Genomic DNA, 25,119 nt, shown 5'->3' with positions numbered 1-25,119 from the left:
TCCCGAAACAAGTTCGGGATGACCCTACTCTTTCGTTAACTCAATAATTTTTTCTACTGCTGATTTTGGCTGGTGGTTCCGGTCGAACAGCAGCGGGTAGTCTGTACGCCCGCGGACCGGAAAATTGTTTTTCCACGAATCGCCGTCCGAAACGCCCCATAAGGTCACGCGGCTTACACTTTCCGAATGTTTCAGAAACAAATTGAAGAAATCCACCATCCGGGCATCCCACTCGTCTTGTTTTTCCTGCGGGACCAGGCCATCGGCGTACGGGTTCAGTTCCTGCTGATATTCCATATTTGTAGCGATATCTGCTCCCACATCCCGTCTGCGGTTAGGTAAAATTGATAAATCCAGCTCGGTAACCATCACTTTCATACCTTCGTTGGCATAGGCCACCATGGCCGCTTCGTAATCTTCCAGCGATGGGCTGTCCAAGCCAATATGCCCTTGCATGCCGATTCCGTCAATCCGGATTCCGCCGGCTTTCAGGTTGCGGACCATTTGTACAATCGCATCACGTTTTCCGGGGTACCACTCGTTGTAGTCGTTGTAATACAATTCGGCATCGGGGTCGGCTTCGTGTGCAAACTGAAAGGCCAAAGGAATAAACGATTCCCCCAGGATCTCATAAAATTTACTCTTCCGGTAAGATCCGTCTTCGAGAATCGCCTCGTTTACCACGTCCCAGCCTTTAATCCGGCCTTTGTAACGGGCAACAACCGTATGAATGTGATTTCTCATCCGCTCGGTCATCACCTCGGCAGAAACATTATTGCCCAGGCTGTCGGTAAAAAACCAGCGTGGCGCCTGCGAGTGCCAAATCAGGCAGTGACCGGTGATAAACATGCCGTTTTCAAGCCCGAAGTCGACAAACCGGTCGGCCAGCGAGAAATCAAATTCGCCTTCCCGGGGCTGAATCTCTGCACTTTTCATGCAGTTCTCGGCCACGATGGCATTAAATTGTTCTTTGACAACCCGGATCCCGGCAGAATCCCTGCCGGTGATCTGACTGGCATTTAAGGCTGTGCCAATGTAAAACCTGCCGGCGAAAGCGGACTTTAACGCAGGCTTTTTGTCTGCCGGTGTTTCACCCCTGCAGGCTGAAAGCAGCACAACGGTAACCAACAGGTATAAAAAAGCGGATTTCATTTTTTTCATTTTGAATTGTTTAAGATTGAAAATTCCGGTTATTCGTTTTATTTCCGGCGGGCCGTCAGTTCATTCTGGATCTGCACTTCCATTTTCTTATTGATCACATAAAAGAACAACAGCCCGGCCGCCAGCAAAAACGGGATGGAGGGGTAAACACTCACGAGCATTTTCACTCCCGCGGTTACTGATCCGGGCTGAACAATCGTTTGACCGGCCTCTGCTGTATCTTTATTGATGTAACCGTACAGGCCCAGGATCCAGGTTACCAAGGCGCCGCCGATAGCCAAACCGGCTTTCAGTCCGACCATCATAGCCGAGAAAATAATTGCTGTTGCCCGGCGGTTGTTTTTCCATTCAGAGAAGTCGGCTACATCAGCAATCATCGCCCAGAGTACCGGGATGGTCATTCCATAGAAGAAACCGTGCAGTATTTGCGAGGCGAACATCAAGCCCACACTTTTGGGCGGGAAGAAGTAAAAAATCAGGATAAACACGGTCGACACGATTAAGGCGTTCCGGTATACATCCCGTTTACCGTATTTGTCGGCCAGTCTTTTCGACAGGGCAATTCCGGCAATCATGAAAATGATACCGCCGGCATTGAATAAGCCGAAACCGGCCGAGGTAGGGTCGTTACCAAAAAAGTTGAACCCGATGGACGAAAGCCCTGCCAGAACAGGACTGATAAACTGTTCCAACACCTGCTGGTCGACATAGTTGTTAAAGTAGTACACGTAAGAACCACCCTTCATGGCCAGGGTGATGAAAATCAGGATTGTAACGGCGAGCATAATCAGCCAGGGTCGGTTTTTCATCAGGTCCGACAGGTCTTCCTTCAAGCTCGATTTTTGCTCTGCTGTGGGTACAATACGCTCGCGGGTGGTCAGAAAAGTAATTATCAGCAGCAGCGTTCCAACAATGGCCAGCCAGGTCATCACCGTTTCCATACCGGCTGCCTTATCGCCGCCGCCTGCGTATTCAATAATGGGTAACATAAACACCTGTACAAAAAACTGGGCAAACATCACGGCCACAAAACGGTAGCTGGAGATGCTGTTGCGCTCGCCCATGTCGCCGGTAATTACCCCGCTGAGGGCGGAATAGGGTAAGTTGTTCGAGGCATAAAGCATCAGCAGCAGCGTGTAAGTTGCCGCGGCGTAAAACAGCTTACCCTGGTATGAAAAATGAGGCGTTGAAAAGGCCAGCAAAGCGACTATGCCCAGCGGGACTGATGTGAACAGGATCCATGGACGAAACTTGCCCCAGCGCGAACGTGTGCGGTCGGCAATGGCCCCGACTACGGGGTTAAACGCGAAAGCAGCAACCAGCCCGACAACGAGCATAATCAGTGAGGCATCGTTGTTTTTCAGGCCATAAATGTCGGTGTAAAAAAAGGCCAGGTAGGTAATTAATGTCTGAAAAACCAGGTTGGCAGCCAGGTCGCCCAGGCTGTAGCCGATCTTTTCAAAAACAGGGACTCTTTGAGAAGTTGTATTCATTCAGGTTGTTATTTATTGGTTTTTAATCTTCCGTTGTAAAAGGCGAAGCGGGCAAGCCTTCCTTATTTTTAAGATTGGCCTCAGCCGGATTGTCGTCCCAGGCATAGCGCACCGCGGTGGGATGGCTTACGGTTTGGTTCCACACCTTCACTGTATTTTTGTTGTCGTTTTATTTGTTTACGCTGAATTGGCGTTGCCTGGCTATTTTCAGAAATAGCATAACTTCCTGTATCATTCCGAACATCAGCCTTACCGCTTTGAATACTCAACTTGCAGAAGAAAAAACATACATAAAAGCTTACTGAAGATAAGAGTTCACAAAATTGAAAAATGGAGATTTTTTTCATTTGTTAGCTTAATGTCGAATAATACAATTCATCGAAAAAGGCAAGTATCTTCAGAAAAGAATTAAGCCTTTTCACTATAACTCAAAAATAAGGTCGCCAAATCTAAACGCTTTCTAATTTGGGACATTTGATTTCCAATTTAGGATACAATTCGCAAAATGCCTGTCAATAGTTCGCTTTAAATGAACGCAAATATTTGGGGACAAAAAGAAAGAGGCAATCCTTTTAAAAGACTGCCCCTTTCGATACCTGTTTTAATTCAAGCCAAATTAATTTCCGGAAAGTCCGTTGGCGAAACCCGCGTAAGCACGTTTCCGGTAAAAGCAGAATATTAATACTTCTCCATTGCTTTTACCTCCATTTCTTTTGCCGAGGCAAAGGGAACCAAAGTAAAGCTGTAAGAATGCCCTTCGGCACTTGGCCTGATCAGGTAGGGCTCATGCGGCCATGCACCCCAGCTGTCGTCGCCACTAACGCCAATCATCCGGTAATCGATGTGCAGTTCTACCAAATCGCGCGGATTAATGTCGTTGGTATGGCGCAGGTTCTTATCCTTGTTCGGGCCTGCATCGAAATCCTCTATTGTATTGTGCAAGGCATTGAACTCAATCACGTTATCGGCTACTACCAGAAGTCCGCTACCATCGTTTCGCTTGAGTGCCAACCAGCGCACATCGGTGCGGTGGCCGTTTTCCTGCGGGCGGATATAAGGCACGTATAAATCGGCTACCGTTGTTTTGTAATGCCCAACAAAGGTCGAAGAATTGCGGTCGGAGTAATTCTCCCAAGGCCCAAGGCCCAAATACTCCACTTGCGATAATTCGGAAGGAAGTTGCATCTTCATCCCCACACGTGGGAAAACGCGAACTTTTTCGCCTTCGGTAACGAGCAAGTTGTCAACTTTTATGTTGCCATTGCCCATGATGGTATATTGGGTTTTCCAAGTTGAATAAATGGAATCGAGTTGATAAACCACCTCAACCTGAACAGCGTTTCCTAATTGACTTGCTTTTACACTGGCAGCCACAAATTCTTGCTCCGATGCTACTTTTGAACCGTTTGCAACCCTTGGCATACGCCATCCATAGTCGTTATCGGTTGGGGCGCGCCAGAATGCCGGACGTGGACCAAAACCATTTAATATCAACTCTTTGTTGTTGATTTTATAGGAAGTGATCAGACCCGACTTGCTGTCGATGGACACAGAAAAACCTTTGCCTGTTATGTCAACCGAAGCACCTTCGGAATAAGATACTTTTCCGGCCTTTGCCAAATCGAACCGGGTTTTGGACGCTTCAACGGGCAGTTTTAACTGTTCCGAAGCAATCACCCAGCCCGCGGGAAGCAGGTTCTCAGCTGTTTTTGTTTTTGCAAAGATGGTAACGAAATATTCAACGCCCGGTTTGGCTGTAATCCCTTTTAGATCGATGCTTACGATTTTCGATTGCTCCGGTGCAACATCGAGAACCGGCAGCTTGGCCGTTTTTACCACGCTACCGTTTGCGGTAATTTCGTAGCTGAAATCGTATTTCGAAAGGTTGGTGAAAAAAAACTTGTTGGTTACAAGCACCTGACCTTTTTCCAAATCATCGGCTTTGAAACCAATATTTTGGTAAACATGCTTCATTTCAAGGCTGTGCGGTTTTACACTCCTATCGGGAAATACAACCCCATTAATGCAGAAGTTGCCGTCCGAAGGGGTGCCTTCGGGGCCATAATCGCCACCATAGGCCCAAAACCTGCCCTTCTCGTTTTCGTTAACAAGGCCTTGGTCAACCCAGTCCCAAACGAAACCGCCCTGCAATTGCGGGTATTTTTCGATAATTTCCCAGTAATCCTTAATATTTCCAACGCTGTTTCCCATGGCGTGTTCGTATTCGCAAAGGATCAGCGGGCGGTCGAAATATGTTTTGGCATAATGCTCAATGTGTTGTGGCTTGGCATACATGGGGCAAACAATGTCGGTGTTCCATTCGTGTCCTCCTTGTTCGTACTGAATAGGGCGCATTTTGTCGCGGCCACGGATCAACAGGTAGGTTTTGTAAAAATTGTAACCATTTCCGGCCTCGTTGCCCAGCGACCATATCACCACCGAAGGATGGTTCTTGTCGCGCTCGAACATATTGCGGGTGCGGAACAAGTGCGCTTCAGTCCAGTCGAGGTTGTTGGCAAGGCTTTTCCCTTTTGCGCGGTCGTAACCCATACCATGCGATTCGATATTGGCTTCGTTTACCACGTAAAAACCGTATTTGTCGGTCAGCTCGTAAAAGAAATCGGGCTGTGGGTAGTGGCTTGTACGTATTGCGTTCACGTTGAGCTCTTTCATGCGCAACAGGTTGAGTATAATATCGGCCTCGTTCACTACTTGTCCGGTTGTTTGGTGGAACTCGTGCAGGTTCACCCCTTTCAACAAAACAGGCTTACCATTGACCAGGTATTGGCCGTTTTTAACCTCGCTGGTACGGAAACCTATTTTAACGGAGGTGGCTTCTACCAAACTGCCCGATTTATCCTTATTGGAGATCAACAAGGTGTAAAGGTTCGGGGTTTCGGCACTCCATGTTTCAACTGATGGTATGGTGGCTTCAAAATCCAGTGTAGCAACAGAGTCGGTCAACCCGACAGTCTTGGTTCCCGATGCAACTGTTTTCCCTGCTGTATCAATAATTTCGTAGCTTACTGTTTGCGAAGCTTTTTGTCCGGTATGGTTTTTCAAATCAACACTCAATTCAAAAACACCGTTGGTATAGCTTTCGTCGAGCGCGGTTTCGGCAAAGAAATCGCGAACGCGCACTTTGGGCTGGGCATAAATATAAACATCGCGCGGGATACCGCTAAGGCGCCAGAAATCCTGACATTCGAGGTAAGCGGCATCGCTCCATCGGAAAACCTCAACAGCAATTGAGTTTTTGCCAGGCTTCACATACGGGGTAAGGTCGAACTCCTGCGGGGTTTTGCTATCCTTGCTCATGCCCACTTTTTGGCCGTTCACCCAAACAAAACCCACCGATTTGATGGAACCGAAATAGACGAAGACCTGTTTCCCGTCCCACGACTGCGGAACGTCGAAATCGCGGCGGTAATAGCCAATATTATTCAATTCCAGGTCGTTGACATACGGCGGTTTAAAATTCCAGTAAGGGTAGAATTCATAGCTCACGTTGGTATAAATAGGAATACCATAACCTTTCATTTCCATATTCGATGGCACTTCAATATCGTCCCAACCCGAAATGTCGAGGCTTGTAGCGGCAAAGTTGGGAATGCGGTTCGAGATACCGGTGGTAAACTTGAACTTCCAGGTCCCGTTCAGCGAAGCAAACCTTTCGGAAGCCGTCCTGTCGTTTTTCAAAGCCAGTTCCCTACTTTCGTAACTAATAAAAGAGGCACGCGGCAACTCTTTGTTGATACCCTGTATTGCAGGGTTTTCCAACTCGGGGTGTGGCGGGCGGTCCTGCGCCCTAAGAACTGCGACGAACAGTATCCCCAACAGTAAAGTCATTAACTTCTTCATATATGATTCTGTTTAAAGCTTAATTGATTATTAATGAAACTGCCACCAATCGAAGTTGAACAAGTCTTTTTCACCCCTGAAAACGAAAAACAAATCGTGGATCCCGCTCACGTTATCTACCTGCGCCGAGATGGTTTTCCATCTTCCTCCTTCGCCCTGGAGACCGACGTTGACCGTTGAAATAACCGGCCCGTCGAATTTGTCAACCCGTATTTCGATTTTACCACCATATAGTGGAGAAACAAGCACATCGACCGATTTGGCACCTTTGCCAAAATCGACCCCTTTAACCATCATGTAGTCGCCATGATTAATGGAAGTTACAAACAATCGGTCGGCAATTTTCTTACCCCTTGCCCAATCGAAATCGCCTTCCCACTCGGTTTCGAAGTGGGTTTTTAGGCCTTCGCTCCATGCCATTGTTTCGGCCTCAACACGAATATACGGGTTCAAAGTTCCAACTTGCTCAGGGCCTTCAACCGACCAGTAATGACGGTTTTTTATGGTTCCATCTGCGTTGTACTCCATTTCGTCCATATCAACCGATCGGCGTTCGTAAAACCTCGAAGTGGTCTTCTTCAGTATATCATAGCTATGACCGAAGCAATAGGATTTACCTTTGAATTCGATAATGCCCGGATGGTTTCCTCTTGTTTTTTCCGTTGCATCCACAATCATGCCTTTGTACTCCCAGGCCCCGAATGGTGCAGTGCTCATCGCGTATCCAATGCCCTCGGGGCAACAGGTTGAAGCATAAGCCAAGTAATAAAGGCCTTTTCGTTTCCACACCCACGGGCCTTCCTGGTAATTTTTCGGGGTTGTAGGATCTTGCATGATCTCGCCTGAATAGGAAATCATGTCTTCGTTCAGCTTCACGTAATACACTTTGGGGTTTCCCCAGTACATGTAAGCCTGCCCGTCGTCGTCGATCAATATGGTCGGGTCAATATCGTGGTTGCTGTTTTTGATCAAAGGTTTACCAATTGGGTCTTTGAAAGGCCCATAAGGAGTATCGGCCACTAAAACGCCAATGCCCACATTCCCCGGCATGGGGCAATAGAGGTAGAATTTGCCGTTGCGTTCGATGCACTGCACCGCCCAAGCCCCATTCTCGTAAGGGACCCAAGCAAAGTTTTTCAACGAGGCAACCACACCATGCTCGGTCCAGTTTACCATGTCGGTTGAGTAATAAAGCAGCCAGTCAAACATTTTGAAACCCATTGCATCGTCCTCATCATGCGATGTATATAGAAATACCGTGTCGTTATGCACCATGGGTGCCGGGTCGGCCGTGTATTTGGTTTGGATGATGGGTAGTTGAGGAGGTATGTTGTTCTGTGACATGGCATTCAAAACGCTTATAGCCAAGAGCAGGAATGCGGCTATTTTTCTGTTTATCGTCGGTTTCATTTGGTTTGTTTATAGTTTGATTTGGGTTTTGTTTCCATTATAACTTATTGTTTTGTCGAATTTGGCGATGACGCCATCACCAAGACCTGTATCTTGCGACACTTTCACAATGTTGAACTTCCGTTCAACCAGCATTCCGGGAAAAGAGCCTTTTCGGTCGCTAATGGTCAGGGTTTTCCTAGCATCGTTCCAGGTAAAGGTTATGGTTGAATAAATCCCCTTTTCGTAATTGTAATTGTCGTTTTCGTCTTCGTATAAAGTGAACTCGCCATCGGCACCTTCATAAACACGGATCTCAAGTTCATCCCATCGTTTTTCTTCGGCATATTGCACTTTGGGCCCCACAGGAATGATACTTCCTGCCCGTATGTACAAAGGAATCGTTTCAATATTGGCATCTTTGGAAACTTCCTGTCCGCCATTGAACTTCTCGTTTGTCCAGAAGTCGTACCAATCGGTTCCGGCCGGCAAATAAACCTGTGTTGCTTTTTTTTCTGTAAAATCAACTTCGGATTTGTTGCCTTTATCGTCGCCTTCGTTCCGGTCCCAGCCACTCTCTTCGTTCGTTTTTACAACTTTTTCAGGAGTATATTGGGCTTTCACGATTGGGGCAACCAGGATTGATTTTCCAAACATGAATTGGTCATTCATATCCAAAACCCGCTGATCATCGGCAAAATCCATCACCAGGGCACGCATAAAACTTGACTGTTTGTTGGTTACTTCCCATGAGGTGGAATAGATGTAAGGCAGCAAGGAATAACGCAAATGGATCGTCTGTTCTATTGCATCGTAAATGGGTTCTCCTTTCTGCCCAAAATGATAGATCTCCCTTGACAGGTCGGTACCGTGCGAGCGCATCATGGGGTTGAAAGCGCCAAACTGTAACCAACGAACGTACAACTCCTGAAACAATGGGTTCTTCGAAGCAGTACCGTCATTCCAGGTCTTGTTGTAGACGCCTGCAAAAAAACCGCCTATATCACTGTTCCAATGTGGGATGCCACACATGGAAAAATTAAGCCCGGCGGGGATTTGATTGCGTAGGTTTTCCCATGACGAATTCACATCGCCCGACCAAACATTGGCTCCATAGCGTTGCTGCCCGGCAAAACCCGAACGTGTCAGGATAAATACCCGCTTGCCGGAGGTAACGGCACGCTGATTTTCGTAAACGCCCCCAACAGTCACTAAGGGAAAAGCGTTGCGCACCTTGCGGAATGAACCCAGGTAGGTTTTTGTGTCCATGTCTTCGGGCTTGAACCCCAAATGGTCGGGTTCCGTAGAGTCCATCCACCAACCGTCAATCCCCAATTTAAACAATCCTTCGTTTAGGTATTTCCAATAAATATCCCTGGCTTTGGGGTTAAATGGGTCGTAAACACGGACTCCCGAAGGGTACTCCATTCTGGGCGGCCAACTGGTGAGGCCCGATTCAGGCCAGGTTCTGAAGTTGAAAAGCGCTCCCAACTTTTCAAGTTCGTGATACGGTTTTGTTGCAGGACCAAACGAAGACCAAATTGAAATGATGATGTGCGCATTCAGGTCGTGGATATCGGTTATCATTTTTTGTGGATTCGGGAAATCGTCGTTGAGAAACTCCATCGCATTCCACAAGTAGTTGTTTCCCCAATATTGCCAATCCTGGATAATACCATCAAGCGGCACGCCCAGTTCGCGGTGTTTCTTCACAACGCCAACAATTTCATTCTGACTTTTATAGCGCTCCTTACTTTGCCAGTATCCATAAGTCCACAGTGGAAACATGGGAACCTGCCCGGTAAGGTCGCGCATTTGGGCAATAACGCCATCAGCATCGCCGCCATACATAAAATAATAGTCGATGCAATCGCCAACTTCTGACCGAAAAGAAGTCTCACCCGGGTTGTCTTTAAATGTGGTTGGCGAATAATTATCCCAGAACAGACCGTAGCCTTTTACGGACTGAAAGAAGGTCACAAAATCCCAGGTATTGTTCTGAACCATGCGGACTTCCTGGTTCCGCTGCGACATTTTGCCGTTTTGCAGAATGCCAAGCCCGTAAATCGTTTCGTCTTCGTCCAACGCAAATGACTGTCCGACGCTAAAGGTTTCCACTCCGGCATCGTCGAAATCGGCGAACGTTGCACCGGCTTCTTTTTCGGCCAAAAGTACCTGCCCTTTTGCATCCTTGAATGTCACCTTCCCACTTTTCAGGTTTAACACCACCTCAATATTCTTGCTTTTCAGCCTAAGCTCATCTCCCGTTTGTTTCTTTGTAAAAGCAGTATTTTCAGGTGTTTTCACAACCGAAAGACTCTCTTTTTTGAAGTTTTTTCCTTCGGGCGATTTTACAACCCGGACAATGGACGGTCCGTAAAACCGGATGTCAACGTCCATGTAATTGATTTGGGTTTCGATGCCCAAATCGGTCATTTCGTAGGTTTGTGCTTTGCTATTTAAATTCACGGAAAAAACTATCAGCAGCACTAAAAAAAATTGTTTCATCGTCATTTTCTATTTTATGTGGTTTTAAATTGTTTTGGACAAGATTCAGAACTCGCTTTTTATCCCTCAAGTAATCCCAATAGTTTATCTTTCACATGATTAGGCCTTAAATATGAACCTTTTTCGACGATCACTCCACGTTGATTGATTAAAAAGTAATGAGGGATTCCCTGAACTTCAAAAACCTTTCTCAAATCGGCACTTTGTTCTCTTGACAGAAAATAATGCTGACCGCCGATTTGAAATTCTGCCAAGTTAGCTTTCCATAAGTTTTCTTCAGAATCGATGCACAGAAATACGAATGAGACATCTTCATCTTTCAATTCTTCCATCAATTTTTTTGAGTGCGGCATCTCTTCTTTACATGGACCGCACCATGTAGCCCAACAATCTAAATAAATAACCTTTCCTTTATTAACCGTCAATATTGAATCAAAAAGTTGTCTGGCCGTAGTGTTTTCAAGCTTTTTCAAATAGGCATCTGTTGCTATCACAGGGTTTTCAATCCGGTTTTTAACCTCCGCATACAATTCAAACAAGGGTTCTCTTAAAAAGGGTTCAAGAATATATTCGTCCGCAATATTTTTATATTTTTCATATAACCGTATGCCTGAATTGTCCAAGTTTTGCACAAAGAATTCTGTCAAGACCATCTGTCTCAACAATGAATCGGGTGTGTATTTTATGATACCATAAACGGTTAAAGAATCCATTATCTCAGTAGGCCCAACGATATATCCTTCGGGTGTCTTGTACTGCTTGTTTTGCTCCTCCTCCCAAATTCTACTCCGCGAATAATTGTAATGAAACCTGTTTATGAAATTTGACAACGCATATCCGCTTACAAGCATGTTTTTTTCTATTGGCAACCTTGTCAACAATGCATCAAAAAAAGTTTCAGGCACTTCCCATTCACCGCTTCTCAAATTGTTGGATCTCAAATGCTCCAAGGGATACCATGATATTGCGTCATAGTAATCTTGCTCAATATAAGTTTTTGCCCAGATTTTCACATTGTGGTCAGGTGCGGTTTCAGCTAAAAACCTACTATATAGTTCATCAATGCGTTGTTGTAATGTATCCAGATACAATAAATACTGGTCAACATCATATGTCTTTTTTGCATATCCTTTTGCATCCCAATCATAATATAAAGGGTTTGAAAAGTACATTAGTTGGAACTTTGCTGCATCCTGATTGGCCTTTATGCCATCACCACTGAATTTTATTGTTTCAAGTATTTGAGGCCGCCTGTTGGGTTGGCCATCAAACTCAACATGGATACTATCGCCGGGCCGTACCAGGACAAGAATGTTTGTTTTATATTGAACCCACACGTCAGTAGGCGTGTAGGTTTCAAAAGAAGTTTGGAAATTACCTGATGAGTCGGCTTTGGTAAAAATCGCACTTTGATTAAGACCAAGCCTGTTTACATAAAACTTTACCTCAAGGTTATTGGGGTCAATATTCTCAACTTTGCCCGCAATAATTACTTTTTTTGGTGTACTAAAATCATTGCTAGTTTCTTTAGCACATGATATTAACAATGCGAATGCTAATAGAATGACAAGTTTTCTCATGTTTAGTATTTGTTTAGGAGATTCCTTTTGGTATCTATGGTGATATTTTTAAAAAAATAATCCATCACAACTTGCTTACTGTCTGGATTACAAATTACATAAACCGTATAAATTGTCCCAAGGTAATCGAATTTGACTGAATAAACCTGGTCCCCAATATGCACTTGTTGTGTAAAATTCATCTGCCTTATAACCCTTTGAATCATAAGGTCTTTTAATACTAGATCTTGAGCATCTGCAACATTTAATTCAAAAATGTCCTTTTCATGCTTAAAAAAAACATCAAAATAGTCCTGCGATAAGGAGTCTGGTGATGCAGCACTCCATAAAGAACTCTTCCAACTGATCCCAAATGAACTAAAACCGCCTGGGTCAAAATGAATTGTTGTGTCCTTTTGATAGCTGGAAAAAGTATATAGGTTAAGCTTCATGGTATCAACACAAAACGGTTCTTCTAAAAGGGCTCGTGCCTCCCGTGTAAATTCTTTTGACAACAATTTCTGTGCTTTTTCCGGCAGATCCATTGGATCATAGAATTCCCGATGAATATAGCCAGGAATGATATAAAGCTCGTATGCTGTTTGTCCATCAAGACCCACTCTACCACTACTCCGCCTTGAGAAATAAACTGGCTTTTCTCCCGAAAAATAATTTCGATAATAATTGTATCTTGCTGAGTCTAAAATTGTTTCAACAAACGAAAAATCAAGGAATTCATAATCCTCGGCATTCGTGACATTGAGCGTATGCCAATTTTTCAGCAAGTTCCTAAAATTTGTCTCGCAAGTCTCTAACGAATCCCCCGGTTCGTATACTGAAACCTGCTCACCAAAGATATCAGAAGTGCGTTTCTGAATAACCCTTATCGTATCTAAAATGGCTTGATTGGCACTATTTAAACCGGTATCACTCCCCTGAAAAACCTGCCCGTATCCAACAATAAACTGAATGGATAACAGAAAAATGGGGAAGGCAATCCGAATGAAGTGTTTTTTTGTCATGTTAAGTAATTAGTTCTTTTTTACCTATAAACAAGGAGTTACCATTCCACTTCAACCACTTCTTTTGATGAATAGACAAGATGCCCCGCACTGCTTACCCCTTCAATGACAATACTATATTGCGACGGCGAATCAGCCGAATAAAAACCCAGATGGGCAATTCCTGTACTGTCCGTATGGACGCTTGGGTTCCAATAAATCGTTGATCGCATATCAGTGGCTGTGTTCTTTCGTTGTTCTTCGGTTTCGTAGGCGGGCGAATAAAACTCAACATGCTGCTGGTAGCCAATTGGGGTAAATACCTGCATGTTTTTATTCATCCTGTTTTTTTCCACAAATCCCTTTTTGGTGTTAATCACAATGGCCCCGTTTGCAGCACGGGCACCGAATATGGGCATAACCGAAGTGGCGGGCGACACAAAAGCATCGCTAATGTCGTTCACGTTCAATAGGCTATAATCAAAATTTTCAGTTGGCACATTGTCCAAAATAAGCATAGGCGTTGCCTGACGATAATAAACTTCACTACCTGAAATTGTTACGCCAGGAAGGCGGCGCAGCAAATCGAAGACATTCATAAAGTTTGCCTTTTCTATTTCCTCGCTTGCCAGTACAAACGATGACGAAATGGAATAATAGGGCGATTCCGTTTTCCTCTGAATTTTTCGCTGTCCTTTTACTTCAACCTCAGCAAGGTTGATAAGCCTCATACCATTTTCAATGGTATATTTTTCATTTGCCTTATCAAGATAAGATTCTTCATAGCTGCGCATCTCGGGGGCAACTAATGGAGGCAATACCACCGGGGGAAACACTTCGACGGAATCCATTTCAATAAAAGCAAGGCTTGAGCCTTTCTTCCTCAATGCTTGTATGAGATACTGTGTACTATCCGGATAATCAACATTGTCAAACACAAACTTGCCGTCTTCTTCCGGTTTGACGAACGAAGTGCCCAAAATTGAATCTTTATGGGCGATCATGGAAATGCTCCCATCTTTCAAAGCCGAAAACACGCCGGACACTTTTCCCGAGAACCTGCGGCTCGACTCTAAAGGAAACTTCAGCTCTTTGTGCAAATTGCCTTTCAGTATTTCCGGCACATTGTACCTTCTCCACCCTTGTGTCATCATCAGCACATCCAACGCTGCTATGGTCAATGGGCCGTCATCTTTAAAATAGCTCATCGGCGATTCAATATGCCCTTTCAACTCGGAAGTAAGCAAAAGCCTGGAAATAATATTGGAAACTGTATCAATAGCTACATCGCGCCTATCGACCACCGCTATGGAAAAATTGCCGGACAAAGGTGTGTCGTATTCATCGGAAACTTTTATGCCCAAGCTGATCTTGTCCCTGGTTTGGTAAGTTTGTTTGTCGGGGGCCACACTAACATTGGCAAACGTGCTGCTTTGAGACGAGAACACAAGGCGTTCGCTCAGGATATTCCTGTCTTTATCGATTAATAAAAAATGGACAATGCCTGCGGGAAAAAAATCTTTTTCAAAGAGGTACCCGCGCGTGTCGGTCCATGGTTGCGAGTAGAGCACCGCCCCCCGGATATGCGCGACCAAATGTAGCCCCTGGGGCAATACATAATCTGACGGACTGGAGAGTGTCAGCCGCAAGTTGCCGCCGCTCCACTGGGCTTTCAATGCCATGGTGTTGGATTCGGGCGCAGGCAAACCGAACCGTTTTGATATGTTTTCTTCGTTCGTGCAAACCACATGATAGGCCCTTCCCTGAAGGTAATGCATCCTGAACTGCCCCATCCCCAAATGCAGGCTTTCAAAATGGGCCCATTCTTTGCCGGTATCGTCATACACCGTGCCTTTTACATTCTCGTGCAACCCATTTTTTTTCAAAGCTTTGAAAGCGATCCGGATATCTGCCTGCAAAGGCGCATGGCCCCCTTCAGGAAAAAACGACACATCGAAAGCATCGTCAGGTTGGGGAACAGTGAAAAAACGGTTGTAGGTGCGCCCTTTGTATGTGGTTTGCAGCAAGAATACCGGCTGGTTTTGTGCTTTCGTCAAGTCGAATGAAAACTGCGCCGACTCCTGTTCTAACGACAATTTTTTTTCTTCCCCCTTCAGGTTGCCGTCAACAAATAAGCTGCAAGCTTCGGGAACAATCCGGTCCTCCCCGTTTGTTTCGGTGAAATAAATAGCAGCATCCACCTTATTATCATTGAAGGTAAAGTCAACCACAGGGGAAATTTCGGCCGAGAGCGGATCGATAATATAAACAGGCTTTCGGAAGAAATAATCCTCGCCCTGGTTTTGCATAAACCTGGTATAAGCCCGCAGCGTATAGTTGCCTTCGGGCAAAGCCTCATCCAAACTGACATATCCATAAAAACACCCCATACTGTCAGGAGCAAGCATGGCCCTTTCAACAACATCGGACAAGAGATTGATCAACTCCACATAGACATACCTGCTGGCATTGGCCTGCTTAAGCAGAAGCGCATCGACCAAATGGACGCGCAACCAAATCGTGTCACCGGAAACATAAGAAGGTTTGTCTGTATGTACATAAATCTTTTCCTGCGGATAGAGGGAGATTTGCTCAAGAAAAATGTTTTGGATGGAATCGTTACTCACGTCCTGTGCCTGAATTTCAACGCAAAAAAGAGAAAGGATGCATAAGATGAAGGTTATCGTTTTCATGGGAAATGGATGTTTGATCTATCTGATAATACTTAACAGAAAAATGGCAGGGCAAATTTTGCCCTGCCATCACTTTTATTAATAACTATTTTCCATGGTCATCTAACCAGTCGTCCAGTATATCCTGTTCCTCGTTTGTTTTGCGTTCTAAATACAAAATACCTTCGGCACGCCAGCGGGTTCCATTGTTATTGTACTCGTACCAAAAGTCGTACACTTTAACATCGGGATGATAGGTGCCGCCTCCATCATAAATCACAAACTGGTCCCAGGTAGCATAACTCAGCGAGTTATCACTGTTGACCGTAATCTTAAAAGTATGCGAAGGCCTGTAGTCTTTGGTTTCATTGTTAAAATGATACATCCGGACGGTGTTTCCGTTGTCGGTTGCCACCAAATTCCTCGACATACGGTAGAAAACGGAATCGTTTGGATTTGTGGTGTTTTTCAATATACCTTTCACATAATACAAACCGGAATATTGGTTCATCAGATTCAGTCTTACCAGCACCGTAGTATCATTATCGCTCAATTCATAATCCGATATCGAGCTCAACCGTAAAGGGATCATATACAAAGAATCGTACTGCAATGTAGCAGGATTAATATGGATCGGATACGTGTTATATACTTGTCCGGCGTTTATCGTCACCTGGTTTAACGGATAGCTGTAAATAGCATCATCAAGTTTCTGGTATTGCACGTCCGCCCCTGACACGTTACGTTCATTGTATAAAGTAATTTCATCCGGGTTTTCAGCAAATGTAACCGTTACGTCCTTGGATAAGGGAAGAGATCCGCTTACGGCAACTGAAACAGAGATCGTATCCGTTGATTTGCCAAGATCAATATCCCGATTGATGATTTGATCACGGGCGCCTACAATGTAAACTTTCTGCGGAAACAGCTCCCTATCCATTGGAGAATCCTCTTTCTCACAACCCACGAACAGCATCGCGAGGGATAAAGAAAACAATATTATTTTTTTCATGTGTTTATAATTTGATTTTTAATTGCCACATGGAACTCGCCAATAAACATCCTCCTGTTTGAGAAGTAATTTCATAGCTCGTTTCATATTACTTCATTATTAGTTTAAATAATAACTTTTAGTTCCAGCCGGGGCTTTGCACCAACTTACCGTTTTTATCCAGCACACTTTGATCAATAGGGTAGAAATACATCTTATTATTCCAAACACGCTTCATCGCAGGCTCAGTGTTCCAAATCTTCGTTGTGTAAAAATTTTGGCGCTCAGCAGCCCTGGCCGAGACGTCTAGTCCTGTAACGGGTTTCCGCATGACTTCAGGCGCATCCATCCAACGGCGGAGATCGAAATAACGATGGTCTTCGAAAAAGAATTCAATCTGCCTTTCATGTTTTATCAAATTTTTCATTGTCCCATAGTCTCCGGCTTCTGCTGCTGTAATCCCAGGCAAACCGCTACGATAGCGGATTTCATTAAAATATTTTACCATTAGTCCAACATCCTTCGTTACAGACACACCACTTGACTCGTCAGTATAAGTACCATTCATCTCATTCATAGCCTCTACATAACCCAATAAAACTTCGGCATAACGAAATATCGGATATGTCTTCTGTTTCGATCTGCCCCAGTAATCCCGGTTATCTTCCTGATTGGCCCATTTGCGAATGGTGTACCCGGTACGGTTATAGTTGTAATCGCTACCCCGGGCATTCCCATCTCTATAATAGGTAGCATTCATATTCATCACATCGCTTCCTGTTCCCGTATACGACGTGCCGGGCCAAAAACAATGGTTAAAACCGATAGAAGCATAATAGCGGGGTTCACGGTTGTCGTCCATTTTTGCACGCTCAGCAGTAAGGACGTAGTTTTCGGAAAACGTGAGGCCAGTACCAACTGCCTGCCATGATTTTTCTTCATCAGTAGCTTCGCTAAACAGCCTCCCATCAGCCATCCGAAATTGGTCAATGACATCCTTCGGCACACTTAAGGTACTGTTACCACCTTGTTTTGCAGGAAAAGCAAAACGGTTATTTATATTTGCTTCAACACAGAAATAGATTAATTCCGGGTTACTTTCAGGAGTCACACTTCCATCAAATACGGATTTATATGATCTATAAGGGTCGATATCCGCTGCCCCGTTTGGAAAATTGTTGGTTTTCAGGTTCGGGTCATTGGTATCGGGGAGTTCCAGTGTACCGGTCCCCCTGGTATTCACAATTTTGGGTTCAGTATAGAGTTCGTATTTACCCAAATCAATAATCCGTTTAAACGCAGCAGCAGCTTTTCCCCAACGTTCCGGATCCGCTGTTTGCGAAATGAAAGGAGTACCATCGCTACGTTTCCAACTCGCATAAAAGGTATTGCCATTGTACAGTGGACTGGCCGAATACAAGCGCATCCGTGCCATAACGGCCAAGGCAGCGCCTTTGGTTGGCATATATTGAAAGGCTATTGCCCTGTCGCGCGGAAGCAATTGAGCTGCCTGTTCCATATTGGTGCAGATATATTCCACGCAGTTGTCGTACGAAGAACGTTCAAAAGATACCGATTCCACGGTTGCATCTGTGTCAAACGGTTCGTCTGGTAAAATAGGCACCGGTCCGTACATTCTTACCAGAGAATAATAAAAGTAAGCACGCAGGAAATAGGCCAAACCTTTATAATCTCTCATTTCAGCATCCGTTAATTCCGGATTCCCGTCAATCCGTGCCAGAATAATATTTGCCTTACGGATGCCCTTGTAATAGTCCGGCCAAATATTGGCATTCTTTGTATCTCTCGGCGTGACCTGATCAACCACCAAACAACTTCCGGCGTGGTCGCCATTCACCCAGGGTTGAATAGCCTCGTCCGAACCCATTCCGCTTGGGAAAGGTGTCCTGGCATCCCAGTCCCCAACAAAATTAGATTCATTTTTTAAATACGCCGCTGTTCCGTTAATATATTCAAGCGTCTTTGTTTTTGATGTGAATATAGAATCTATTGTCGTTTTATCGTATACATATTTATCAATATCAATGTACTTTTCACACGAGGCACAAACTATCATGCTTAACAACAGCAACAATAAGCCTCGGCTGTAAATCCAGTTTATTATCTTCATTGTAATGTGTGTTAAAATTTAAGGTTCATCTGTAATGTATATACCCTTTGTAGCGGGTATTTAGCTCCGTTTTCTTTAGCCTGGGCCGGATCAACAATTTTTTCTTTCAGTTTATCCCAAACGTGCAAATTTTCGCCAATTAAGCTAAAAGTGGCATTATCGACGCCAATTTTTTTCATAAAGGCTGCCTTGGTTTGGTATGACAACTGTACGTTTTTCAATCGCACATAACTTCCGTCATTTAACCAAAAAGTCGAATTCCGGTTGTTGTTGGCATTACCACCATAGCTGAGCCTCGGGAAGCGGGCATTCGGATTTTCAGTTGCAGGATCCCCCGATATTTCAGACGAGGTCCAACGGCTAGCCTGATCAGCCACCGCTAACAGCACATTCCCGGTTTCTCTTCCGGTAAAAGGAAAAAAGCCGTTACCGCCGCTAAAGTATTTTACCCGGTCCACGCCTTCGAACAAAACACTCAGGTTCCAGTTTTTCCAATTGAGCTCTGTAGCAAAACCATACTGGATTTGCGGCGTAGCAGAATATTCCAATGGCACCACATCGTAATTATCAATCACACCGTCGCCATTCACATCTTTATATTTAATATCGCCTGGCAACACATCTCCTCCAAAAGTCTGTCTTGGGCTGTTCCTTACATCAGCTTCATCTTTAAACAATCCCAAAGCAATCAGTCCACGGTTAACCCCCCACTGGTAACCCACAGATGACTGGTAAGGATAACGCACGATTGACTCTTCATATTCCAGTATCTCATTTTTTGATTGTGTAAAGTTGGCGCGTAATACAAAATAAGCGTCTTTACTGATCGACTGGGTATAGGAGAGATGTCCGTCAACCCCCCAGCTTTTCATTTTACCGACATTGGCAAAAGGCAGGGTAACCAACCCCATCTCGTCGGGAACACTTGCCCGTTGCTGGTAAATACCCGAACGGATATCTTTGAAGATGTCAACAGTCATATCAAAGCGATCCTTGAGAAATTTTGCGTCAATCCCAAAATTCGATTTGGTTGCCGTTTCCCATCTCAGGTTAGAAGAACCTACCTGTGTTTCTGTATAGCCACTACCAGAATTCCATAAGCCGCTGCCAGTAGGTCCCATTAGTGTAAGATAAGGGAATCGTACATTCATCCGATCATTGCCAACCTGCCCATAAGAAGCCCTGAACTTAAGATAATTAACAAATGGGATCGCGGTTTTAAAAGCTTCATACTGCGTTGGAAGCCAGCCCACTGAAATGGCGGGAAAAACGCCAAATTTCTTGCCATTTTCAAAAGCTTCAGATCCTGTGTAACCAATGTTTCCCTCTATCATGTAAGTATCTTTATAAGAATAGGTAGCACGTCCGGAAAGACCGAGATAACGTTTTGGAATTGCTTTCAAGTCGTCACGGTTCCTGGAATCAACGAAATCTTCCATATAATAATGTACCAGCCCTGTAACACGGTGAATTTCGTTAAAGCTTCGTTCGTAGTTGGCACGCGATTCGAAATAGAATTTCCGATCCACTTCCGTTGTAACATAAAAATTCGGGTCTTGGGCATCCAGCTTCTTTTCCAAAGCCAACGAACCGTCACGCTTCCGCCCCGTGGCATAATACAATGCCGGGATTTTCGTCCTGTTTGACCACATATCGCTATTTCCGGTCATATTAAACAATGCGGTAAACTTGAGCCCTTGGGTAATCATTTTCAGGTCCTGTTCTACCTGAAGGTTAAGTTTTGTACTATTGCGATAATATTTCCGATAGCCGGTATGGTTAAGTAAAACGTAAGGGCTTATCTGGTCGTTATTGGTTCCATACGCCGGAACCTGCCCGGTTGAAAACATAATAGGAACCGTAACCGGGGTCATATTCGCCTGGGCATCCCAAAGTGCCTGGCTGTCGTTGCCAAAGCCAGGATAATTTTGGGTCACCAATACAGTTTCCAATCCCAGCGACATAATGGTCGATGATGTTAAGTTCATATCGATGTTTGCGCGGAAGTTGTATTGTTTGTAGTCCACGTTTGTGCCGTACTTATTTATCCCTTCATCCTGCTTAAAAAGCGCATCTTTGTTCAAAACCCCTAAACTCATGTAATAACGGGCTGCCTGACCACCACCGGAAGCGCTCAGGTGTATCTGCTGGTTCATGGTATAATCGTTTAGGATCACATCCCTCCAATTTACATTCGGATGCAGGTCAGGATCAATACCACTCTTAAACAACTGTAGGTCAACAGCATTGTAAATCGGCTCCATTCCTCTCGATAGGGCAGCTTCGTTGGCCAACGATGCATATTGGTTGGCATCGACATATTTGGGCATCCGGGGGGAATAGGAATAACCTGTGTTAACCTTTAAATTAACTGCAAGTTTGCCGGCCCGCCCCCTTTTGGTAGTCACCAGTACCACCCCGTTTGCACCCCGTACGCCATATACTGCCGTAGCCGAAGCATCCTTTAAAATGGAAAAGCTTTCAATATCTTCCGCATCGAGGGTATTGAGGTCCCCCTCCACGCCGTCAATAAGCACCAAAGCACTTGAACCGGCACCAAACGTACTGATACCACGGATCCAGAATTCGGAGAAGTCTTTTCCGGGCTCACCGCTACGGGTAACGGCAATAATACCAGGGACACGGGCGCCAAGCATATTGGAAACAGAGGTTGCCGGAACCTTCAGGTCCTTTACTTCTACGTTGGCTATTGCACCTACCACAGAGGCTTTACGCTGCGTACTATGACCAACAACAACCAGTTCGTCCAAGGTACTGACTTCCTCTTTCAGGATAACACGCATCCGTTCATCGGTTTTTGTAACCTTCATGTCCTTTTTTTCATAGCCGATATAAGAAAATATTAAGGTTTGGCCCGATTGCAAGCCGGTTAACTTAAAGCGGCCATCGGCGTCGGTTACGGTACCTTTACCGGTTATTTCTTCCACGATTACAGTAACCCCGATCAATCCTTCCCCGGATTCGGACATAACCAACCCTGCGGCTGTCAAATCAGACTGTGCTGAAACGGGGAACTGACAGAAGATTCCCATCAGGAATAGGATAGCTATAATATATTTGTTCATGTTATTGTCCAATTATATGGTTTTGCATTTTTATTTATTATTCAATGGAAAGTTTTCTGACAGTCCGGTCTTCTCCACCTGAAATGATATAGTTGCCATCTGAATCAATCGAAAGGTTACGTGCAACTTTAAAGGTGGATTCCAATGGATCGCCATTTACTAACGGATTGTTTGAGTTAGGTTTGCCCGCTACTAATTCAACCATATCTCCAAAAATCTTCATTATAACATGTCCATCACCACACCAAGGACAACTGCCTTTGTTGACCACAAACATTTCTCCATCTTCGTTGACAACCATCCCATGCGGATGATTTAGTCTAGCATCTGTAAGACGATGTCCCACTTCAATGCCTTGACCATTATTGCCTGCATAAACTGTAGATGTCCATGAACCATCAGCATTCTTTACAAGCTTGTAGATTGCATTTTGATTAGCAAACGATGCAAAAAAACAATGATGGTATTTGCTGTAGATAATGAAAGAATCCTCCCAATCTCCGAAACTTGTAGGAAGATCTCCTTTGATTTCTCCTCCGTAGTTGGCGGCACTAATACCACTTGGCTTTTTAACTGCAGAGGTATAAACTTTATAGGTTTTTTCCTGCAAATTGGCTTCGGCAATACGGCCCTCAGAATCCATTAAGTACAACCAGTTATCGTTCTCTCCAAATGTCAAAGAAGATACTTTAGCTCCTGGCATATCTGAAGTTTTCACAGTAATACCCGTGGTACTATACGCCCAACTGTCTGCCTTTGAATAATAATAAATAGTACGCCCTCGATTCCAGAACTGGGTCACGTAAAATGCATCGCGAGTACTGTTTACTGCCGGGCAAGAAAGATTGTCTGGAGTTGCGAGTTTTTGTATCTGGTTATCATCCTGAGAAAGCAGGAACAACCGGTTTCCCCAACCTGTTTCGATCATAAAAATATTGTCTTGATTTTGCCCCGAAAGGGCAGCAACGTAGTGAACATCACCAAAGGTAACCGCATCAAGGGCTGCTCCTGCGTAATTGGCATCAGACATCCATGCGTCCGTGCCGAGCTTACCCGCAATGGTTTTAACCGACCGGCTTTGTTTATATTTAAATTGAAGGCTGGCAGGCACAAGGCTATCAGTCCCCAACACCACAGATACCTGGTTAAGTCCTTCGGGTTGCTTGGGAACAAGTCCGGTGATGCTTATTCCGTCGGTAGCCGTAAGAACTGCCTTTTTCGTACCGAAATAGACCTTCATATCAGAAAGTTCTCCGGGAAAATTCCCGTTTACGATAAAAGTTTGATCAATAACTCCCCTGGAAGGAAGAATTCCATCAACCGTTGTGGGCTTAGCCGGATCATATTTATTTATGATTTCAGCATTTTTTTCGATTACTTCTTCCTGACTGCAGGCAGCAAAAAGAAGTAAAAGACACAAATAACATAAAAAAAGATTGGGTTTCTTCATTTTCTTTTTTTCATTAGGTTAATACTTAGTCTAATTATTGAATTCATAAGATTTGCCGGTAGCATACAAGCCAATCGTGGTTCCGGTAAACCCAAAGGATTGGGCAGTTGATAAATAATAAGCATCTACGTTTTCAGACAACAATTTCCACCTGCCGTCACCGGTAGCGTAATAGAAACTGAAATAGTTTCCTGTTGAGGTGACTTTTAAGTTGATCGGGCCATCAGTTGACACGAATAATTGAGACGCAAGCGTTTCAACTTCGCTGGTTTTAATCTTTTTCAGGCTGATTTGTAATTGTCTCCCGTTTTTTCCAACAGCCAAGAAGTATTGATGTCCCTCATCTTTGTAAAGCAACAGGCCCGCCAGCTCATCGTCGGATCGGGGCTTAAAATACATGCTGGTCGTACATTCAAACTGATGGTGTTGTAAACGCCGTCCAATAAATGCCGGCGATTTTAACTCGTTTGATGCCACATTGGCGCATTGCAAGGTGAGAAAACCGGGATTCTCGGTTAAAGAATAGAAGTCGGTTGCCGAACCTCGCAGGGTCATCCATTCCATTCCGGGTTTGTCTCCGTCAAACCGGTCGTTTTTTTCAAAATTTCCAAAAGTGAGACAACTATCGCGCTTGACGCCTTCCATTTGCACAATCCGGGGAACCACTTCATCTCCTTTTGTCATATAAGGGAAACCATCCTGGCTCCAATGAACAGGCATCAAGAATGTTTCACGCCCCAAATTCTCAAATTTATTTTCTATTGGACGGCAAGCCAGGAAAACTGACCACCATTGCCCGTTATCTTTTTGAATCAGATCGGCATGACCGGCACAGGTAACCGGCAAGGGACGCTGAGGATCAAGGTGCAACTGGGTAAGGATCGGGTTTCGATCCCAGGGCAAATATTTTCCCATGGGCGTACCGGCCTTGAAAATAACTTCCCGGTGGTTCACTGAAGTTCCGCCTTCGGCACACATCAGGTAATAACTACCGTTGATTTTGTAAAGATGTGGCCCTTCAATCCAAATGGGTTTTTCAGCCAAATCAACCCCGCCATTAACAAGCATGATACTTGGGCCAAAGGTGTTGTCGGTTTCAACATCAAACTGAATAACACGAATGGCGCGGTGTCCGTCATAGGTTGAGCCACCATCAGGCACATCATTATTGACAATGTAAGCTTTTCCATCCTCGTCAAAAAAGAATGAAGGGTCGATGCCACCTACTTCGGGCAGCCAAACCGGATCGGACCAGGGGCCGAACGGATCTTTGGTTTTCACAAAGAAATTGCCCCGACGGATATTGGTAGTAATCATGTACCAGGTTTGGTTGTGCGGGTTATAACTGATAGCCGGGGCGAAAATTCCTTCACTTGTCCGCTGCCCGTCGAGTGGTAACTGCTCCGGCCGGTCGAGTACATGACCAAGCTGTTTCCAGTTTAGCATATCGGTACTGTGAAAAAGCGGTACCCCCGGATAATAGGAAAAGGTAGAGGTTACCATAAAATAATTTTTCCCATCGGTACAAACACTTGGATCGGAATACCAGCCCGGCAAAATTGGATTATAAAAATAATCATCACCGGGCAAGGCATTTTCCCGATAAAAATCATCATCGCCTTTATAGGTGAAATAATCGAAGTGGGCAACCAGACTATCAGAAGTAAAATCTGGCATCTCTGCCTTAGCGCCTAAAGTGCAGGAGGAATAGGGAACGGATAATGCTGATATTAGAACAACTCCACAGATCACTGAAATGGAGAAATTATTCTTCATTTTATTTTAATCGTTTAGGTGAATAGTTAGATTACTTTTTA

Annotated in this window: 14 protein-coding genes; all 14 read right to left on the bottom strand. The window is 44.6% G+C overall.

What is annotated here, in order from left to right; genetic code table 11:
• Positions 1 to 24 precede the first annotated feature (24 nt).
• Positions 25 to 1,161: an endo-1,4-beta-xylanase gene (locus ACOIT5_RS17835; protein ID WP_423127518.1), complete on the bottom strand. Its 1,137-nt coding sequence runs from the start codon at positions 1,159 to 1,161 to the stop codon at positions 25 to 27.
• Positions 1,162 to 1,199: 38 nt separating this feature from the next.
• Positions 1,200 to 2,654: an MFS transporter gene (locus ACOIT5_RS17830; protein WP_423127517.1), complete on the bottom strand. Its 1,455-nt coding sequence runs from the start codon at positions 2,652 to 2,654 to the stop codon at positions 1,200 to 1,202.
• 22 nt (positions 2,655 to 2,676) lie between these two features.
• Entirely contained in the window at positions 2,677 to 2,799 is a 123-nt protein-coding gene (locus ACOIT5_RS17825) for a hypothetical protein (protein ID WP_423127516.1), read from the bottom strand.
• A 533-nt stretch (positions 2,800 to 3,332) separates the two neighbouring features.
• Positions 3,333 to 6,515: a glycoside hydrolase family 2 TIM barrel-domain containing protein gene (locus tag ACOIT5_RS17820; protein WP_423127515.1), complete on the bottom strand. Its 3,183-nt coding sequence runs from the start codon at positions 6,513 to 6,515 to the stop codon at positions 3,333 to 3,335.
• A 30-nt stretch (positions 6,516 to 6,545) separates the two neighbouring features.
• A complete protein-coding gene (locus tag ACOIT5_RS17815; RefSeq protein WP_423127514.1) occupies positions 6,546 to 7,925 on the bottom strand; it encodes a glycoside hydrolase family 43 protein in 1,380 nt (459 codons plus the stop codon).
• Positions 7,926 to 7,934: 9 nt separating this feature from the next.
• Entirely contained in the window at positions 7,935 to 10,412 is a 2,478-nt protein-coding gene (locus ACOIT5_RS17810; protein ID WP_423127513.1) for a glycoside hydrolase family 31 protein, read from the bottom strand.
• A gap of 59 nt (positions 10,413 to 10,471) precedes the next feature.
• Positions 10,472 to 11,992 carry a TlpA family protein disulfide reductase gene (locus ACOIT5_RS17805; RefSeq protein ID WP_423127512.1) on the bottom strand — a complete coding sequence of 507 codons (1,521 nt, stop codon included), beginning with the start codon at positions 11,990 to 11,992 and terminating at the stop codon, positions 10,472 to 10,474.
• A 2-nt stretch (positions 11,993 to 11,994) separates the two neighbouring features.
• Positions 11,995 to 12,993 (bottom strand): hypothetical protein, encoded by a 999-nt coding sequence (locus tag ACOIT5_RS17800; protein ID WP_423127511.1) that lies wholly within the window; start codon positions 12,991 to 12,993, stop codon positions 11,995 to 11,997.
• 38 nt (positions 12,994 to 13,031) lie between these two features.
• Positions 13,032 to 15,665 carry a hypothetical protein gene (locus ACOIT5_RS17795; protein WP_423127510.1) on the bottom strand — a complete coding sequence of 878 codons (2,634 nt, stop codon included), beginning with the start codon at positions 15,663 to 15,665 and terminating at the stop codon, positions 13,032 to 13,034.
• An 85-nt stretch (positions 15,666 to 15,750) separates the two neighbouring features.
• Positions 15,751 to 16,656 (bottom strand): BT_3044 domain-containing protein, encoded by a 906-nt coding sequence (locus ACOIT5_RS17790; RefSeq protein WP_423127509.1) that lies wholly within the window; start codon positions 16,654 to 16,656, stop codon positions 15,751 to 15,753.
• 118 nt (positions 16,657 to 16,774) lie between these two features.
• Positions 16,775 to 18,766, bottom strand: coding sequence for a RagB/SusD family nutrient uptake outer membrane protein (locus tag ACOIT5_RS17785; RefSeq protein WP_423127508.1), 1,992 nt, complete (start codon positions 18,764 to 18,766; stop codon positions 16,775 to 16,777).
• A gap of 11 nt (positions 18,767 to 18,777) precedes the next feature.
• Positions 18,778 to 21,852 carry a SusC/RagA family TonB-linked outer membrane protein gene (locus ACOIT5_RS17780; protein WP_423127507.1) on the bottom strand — a complete coding sequence of 1,025 codons (3,075 nt, stop codon included), beginning with the start codon at positions 21,850 to 21,852 and terminating at the stop codon, positions 18,778 to 18,780.
• Between the two features lie 37 nt (positions 21,853 to 21,889).
• Positions 21,890 to 23,302: an IPT/TIG domain-containing protein gene (locus ACOIT5_RS17775; protein WP_423127506.1), complete on the bottom strand. Its 1,413-nt coding sequence runs from the start codon at positions 23,300 to 23,302 to the stop codon at positions 21,890 to 21,892.
• Between the two features lie 30 nt (positions 23,303 to 23,332).
• Entirely contained in the window at positions 23,333 to 25,078 is a 1,746-nt protein-coding gene (locus ACOIT5_RS17770) for a glycoside hydrolase family 43 protein (protein ID WP_423127505.1), read from the bottom strand.
• Positions 25,079 to 25,119 lie beyond the last annotated feature (41 nt).

The organism is Gaoshiqia hydrogeniformans, assembly GCF_049347105.1.
GTDB lineage: Bacteria > Bacteroidota > Bacteroidia > Bacteroidales > Prolixibacteraceae > Gaoshiqia > Gaoshiqia hydrogeniformans.
The sequence above is the reverse complement of the archived record's forward strand: the minus strand, read 5'-3'. Positions and strand labels throughout refer to the sequence as shown.

Excerpts from the sequence above, each read along its gene's own strand:
- ACOIT5_RS17820 (WP_423127515.1), bottom strand. The coding sequence starts at position 6,515 with ATGAAGAAGTTAATGACTTTACTGTTGGGGATACTGTTCGTCGCAGTT.
- ACOIT5_RS17780 (WP_423127507.1), bottom strand. The coding sequence starts at position 21,852 with ATGAACAAATATATTATAGCTATCCTATTCCTGATGGGAATCTTCTGT.
- ACOIT5_RS17830 (WP_423127517.1), bottom strand. The coding sequence starts at position 2,654 with ATGAATACAACTTCTCAAAGAGTCCCTGTTTTTGAAAAGATCGGCTAC.
- ACOIT5_RS17815 (WP_423127514.1), bottom strand. The coding sequence starts at position 7,925 with ATGAAACCGACGATAAACAGAAAAATAGCCGCATTCCTGCTCTTGGCT.
- ACOIT5_RS17800 (WP_423127511.1), bottom strand. The coding sequence starts at position 12,993 with ATGACAAAAAAACACTTCATTCGGATTGCCTTCCCCATTTTTCTGTTA.
- ACOIT5_RS17835 (WP_423127518.1), bottom strand. The coding sequence starts at position 1,161 with ATGAAAAAAATGAAATCCGCTTTTTTATACCTGTTGGTTACCGTTGTG.
- ACOIT5_RS17790 (WP_423127509.1), bottom strand. The coding sequence starts at position 16,656 with ATGAAAAAAATAATATTGTTTTCTTTATCCCTCGCGATGCTGTTCGTG.
- ACOIT5_RS17795 (WP_423127510.1), bottom strand. The coding sequence starts at position 15,665 with ATGAAAACGATAACCTTCATCTTATGCATCCTTTCTCTTTTTTGCGTT.
- ACOIT5_RS17770 (WP_423127505.1), bottom strand. The coding sequence starts at position 25,078 with ATGAAGAATAATTTCTCCATTTCAGTGATCTGTGGAGTTGTTCTAATA.
- ACOIT5_RS17805 (WP_423127512.1), bottom strand. The coding sequence starts at position 11,992 with ATGAGAAAACTTGTCATTCTATTAGCATTCGCATTGTTAATATCATGT.
- ACOIT5_RS17785 (WP_423127508.1), bottom strand. The coding sequence starts at position 18,766 with ATGAAGATAATAAACTGGATTTACAGCCGAGGCTTATTGTTGCTGTTG.
- ACOIT5_RS17810 (WP_423127513.1), bottom strand. The coding sequence starts at position 10,412 with ATGAAACAATTTTTTTTAGTGCTGCTGATAGTTTTTTCCGTGAATTTA.
- ACOIT5_RS17775 (WP_423127506.1), bottom strand. The coding sequence starts at position 23,302 with ATGAAGAAACCCAATCTTTTTTTATGTTATTTGTGTCTTTTACTTCTT.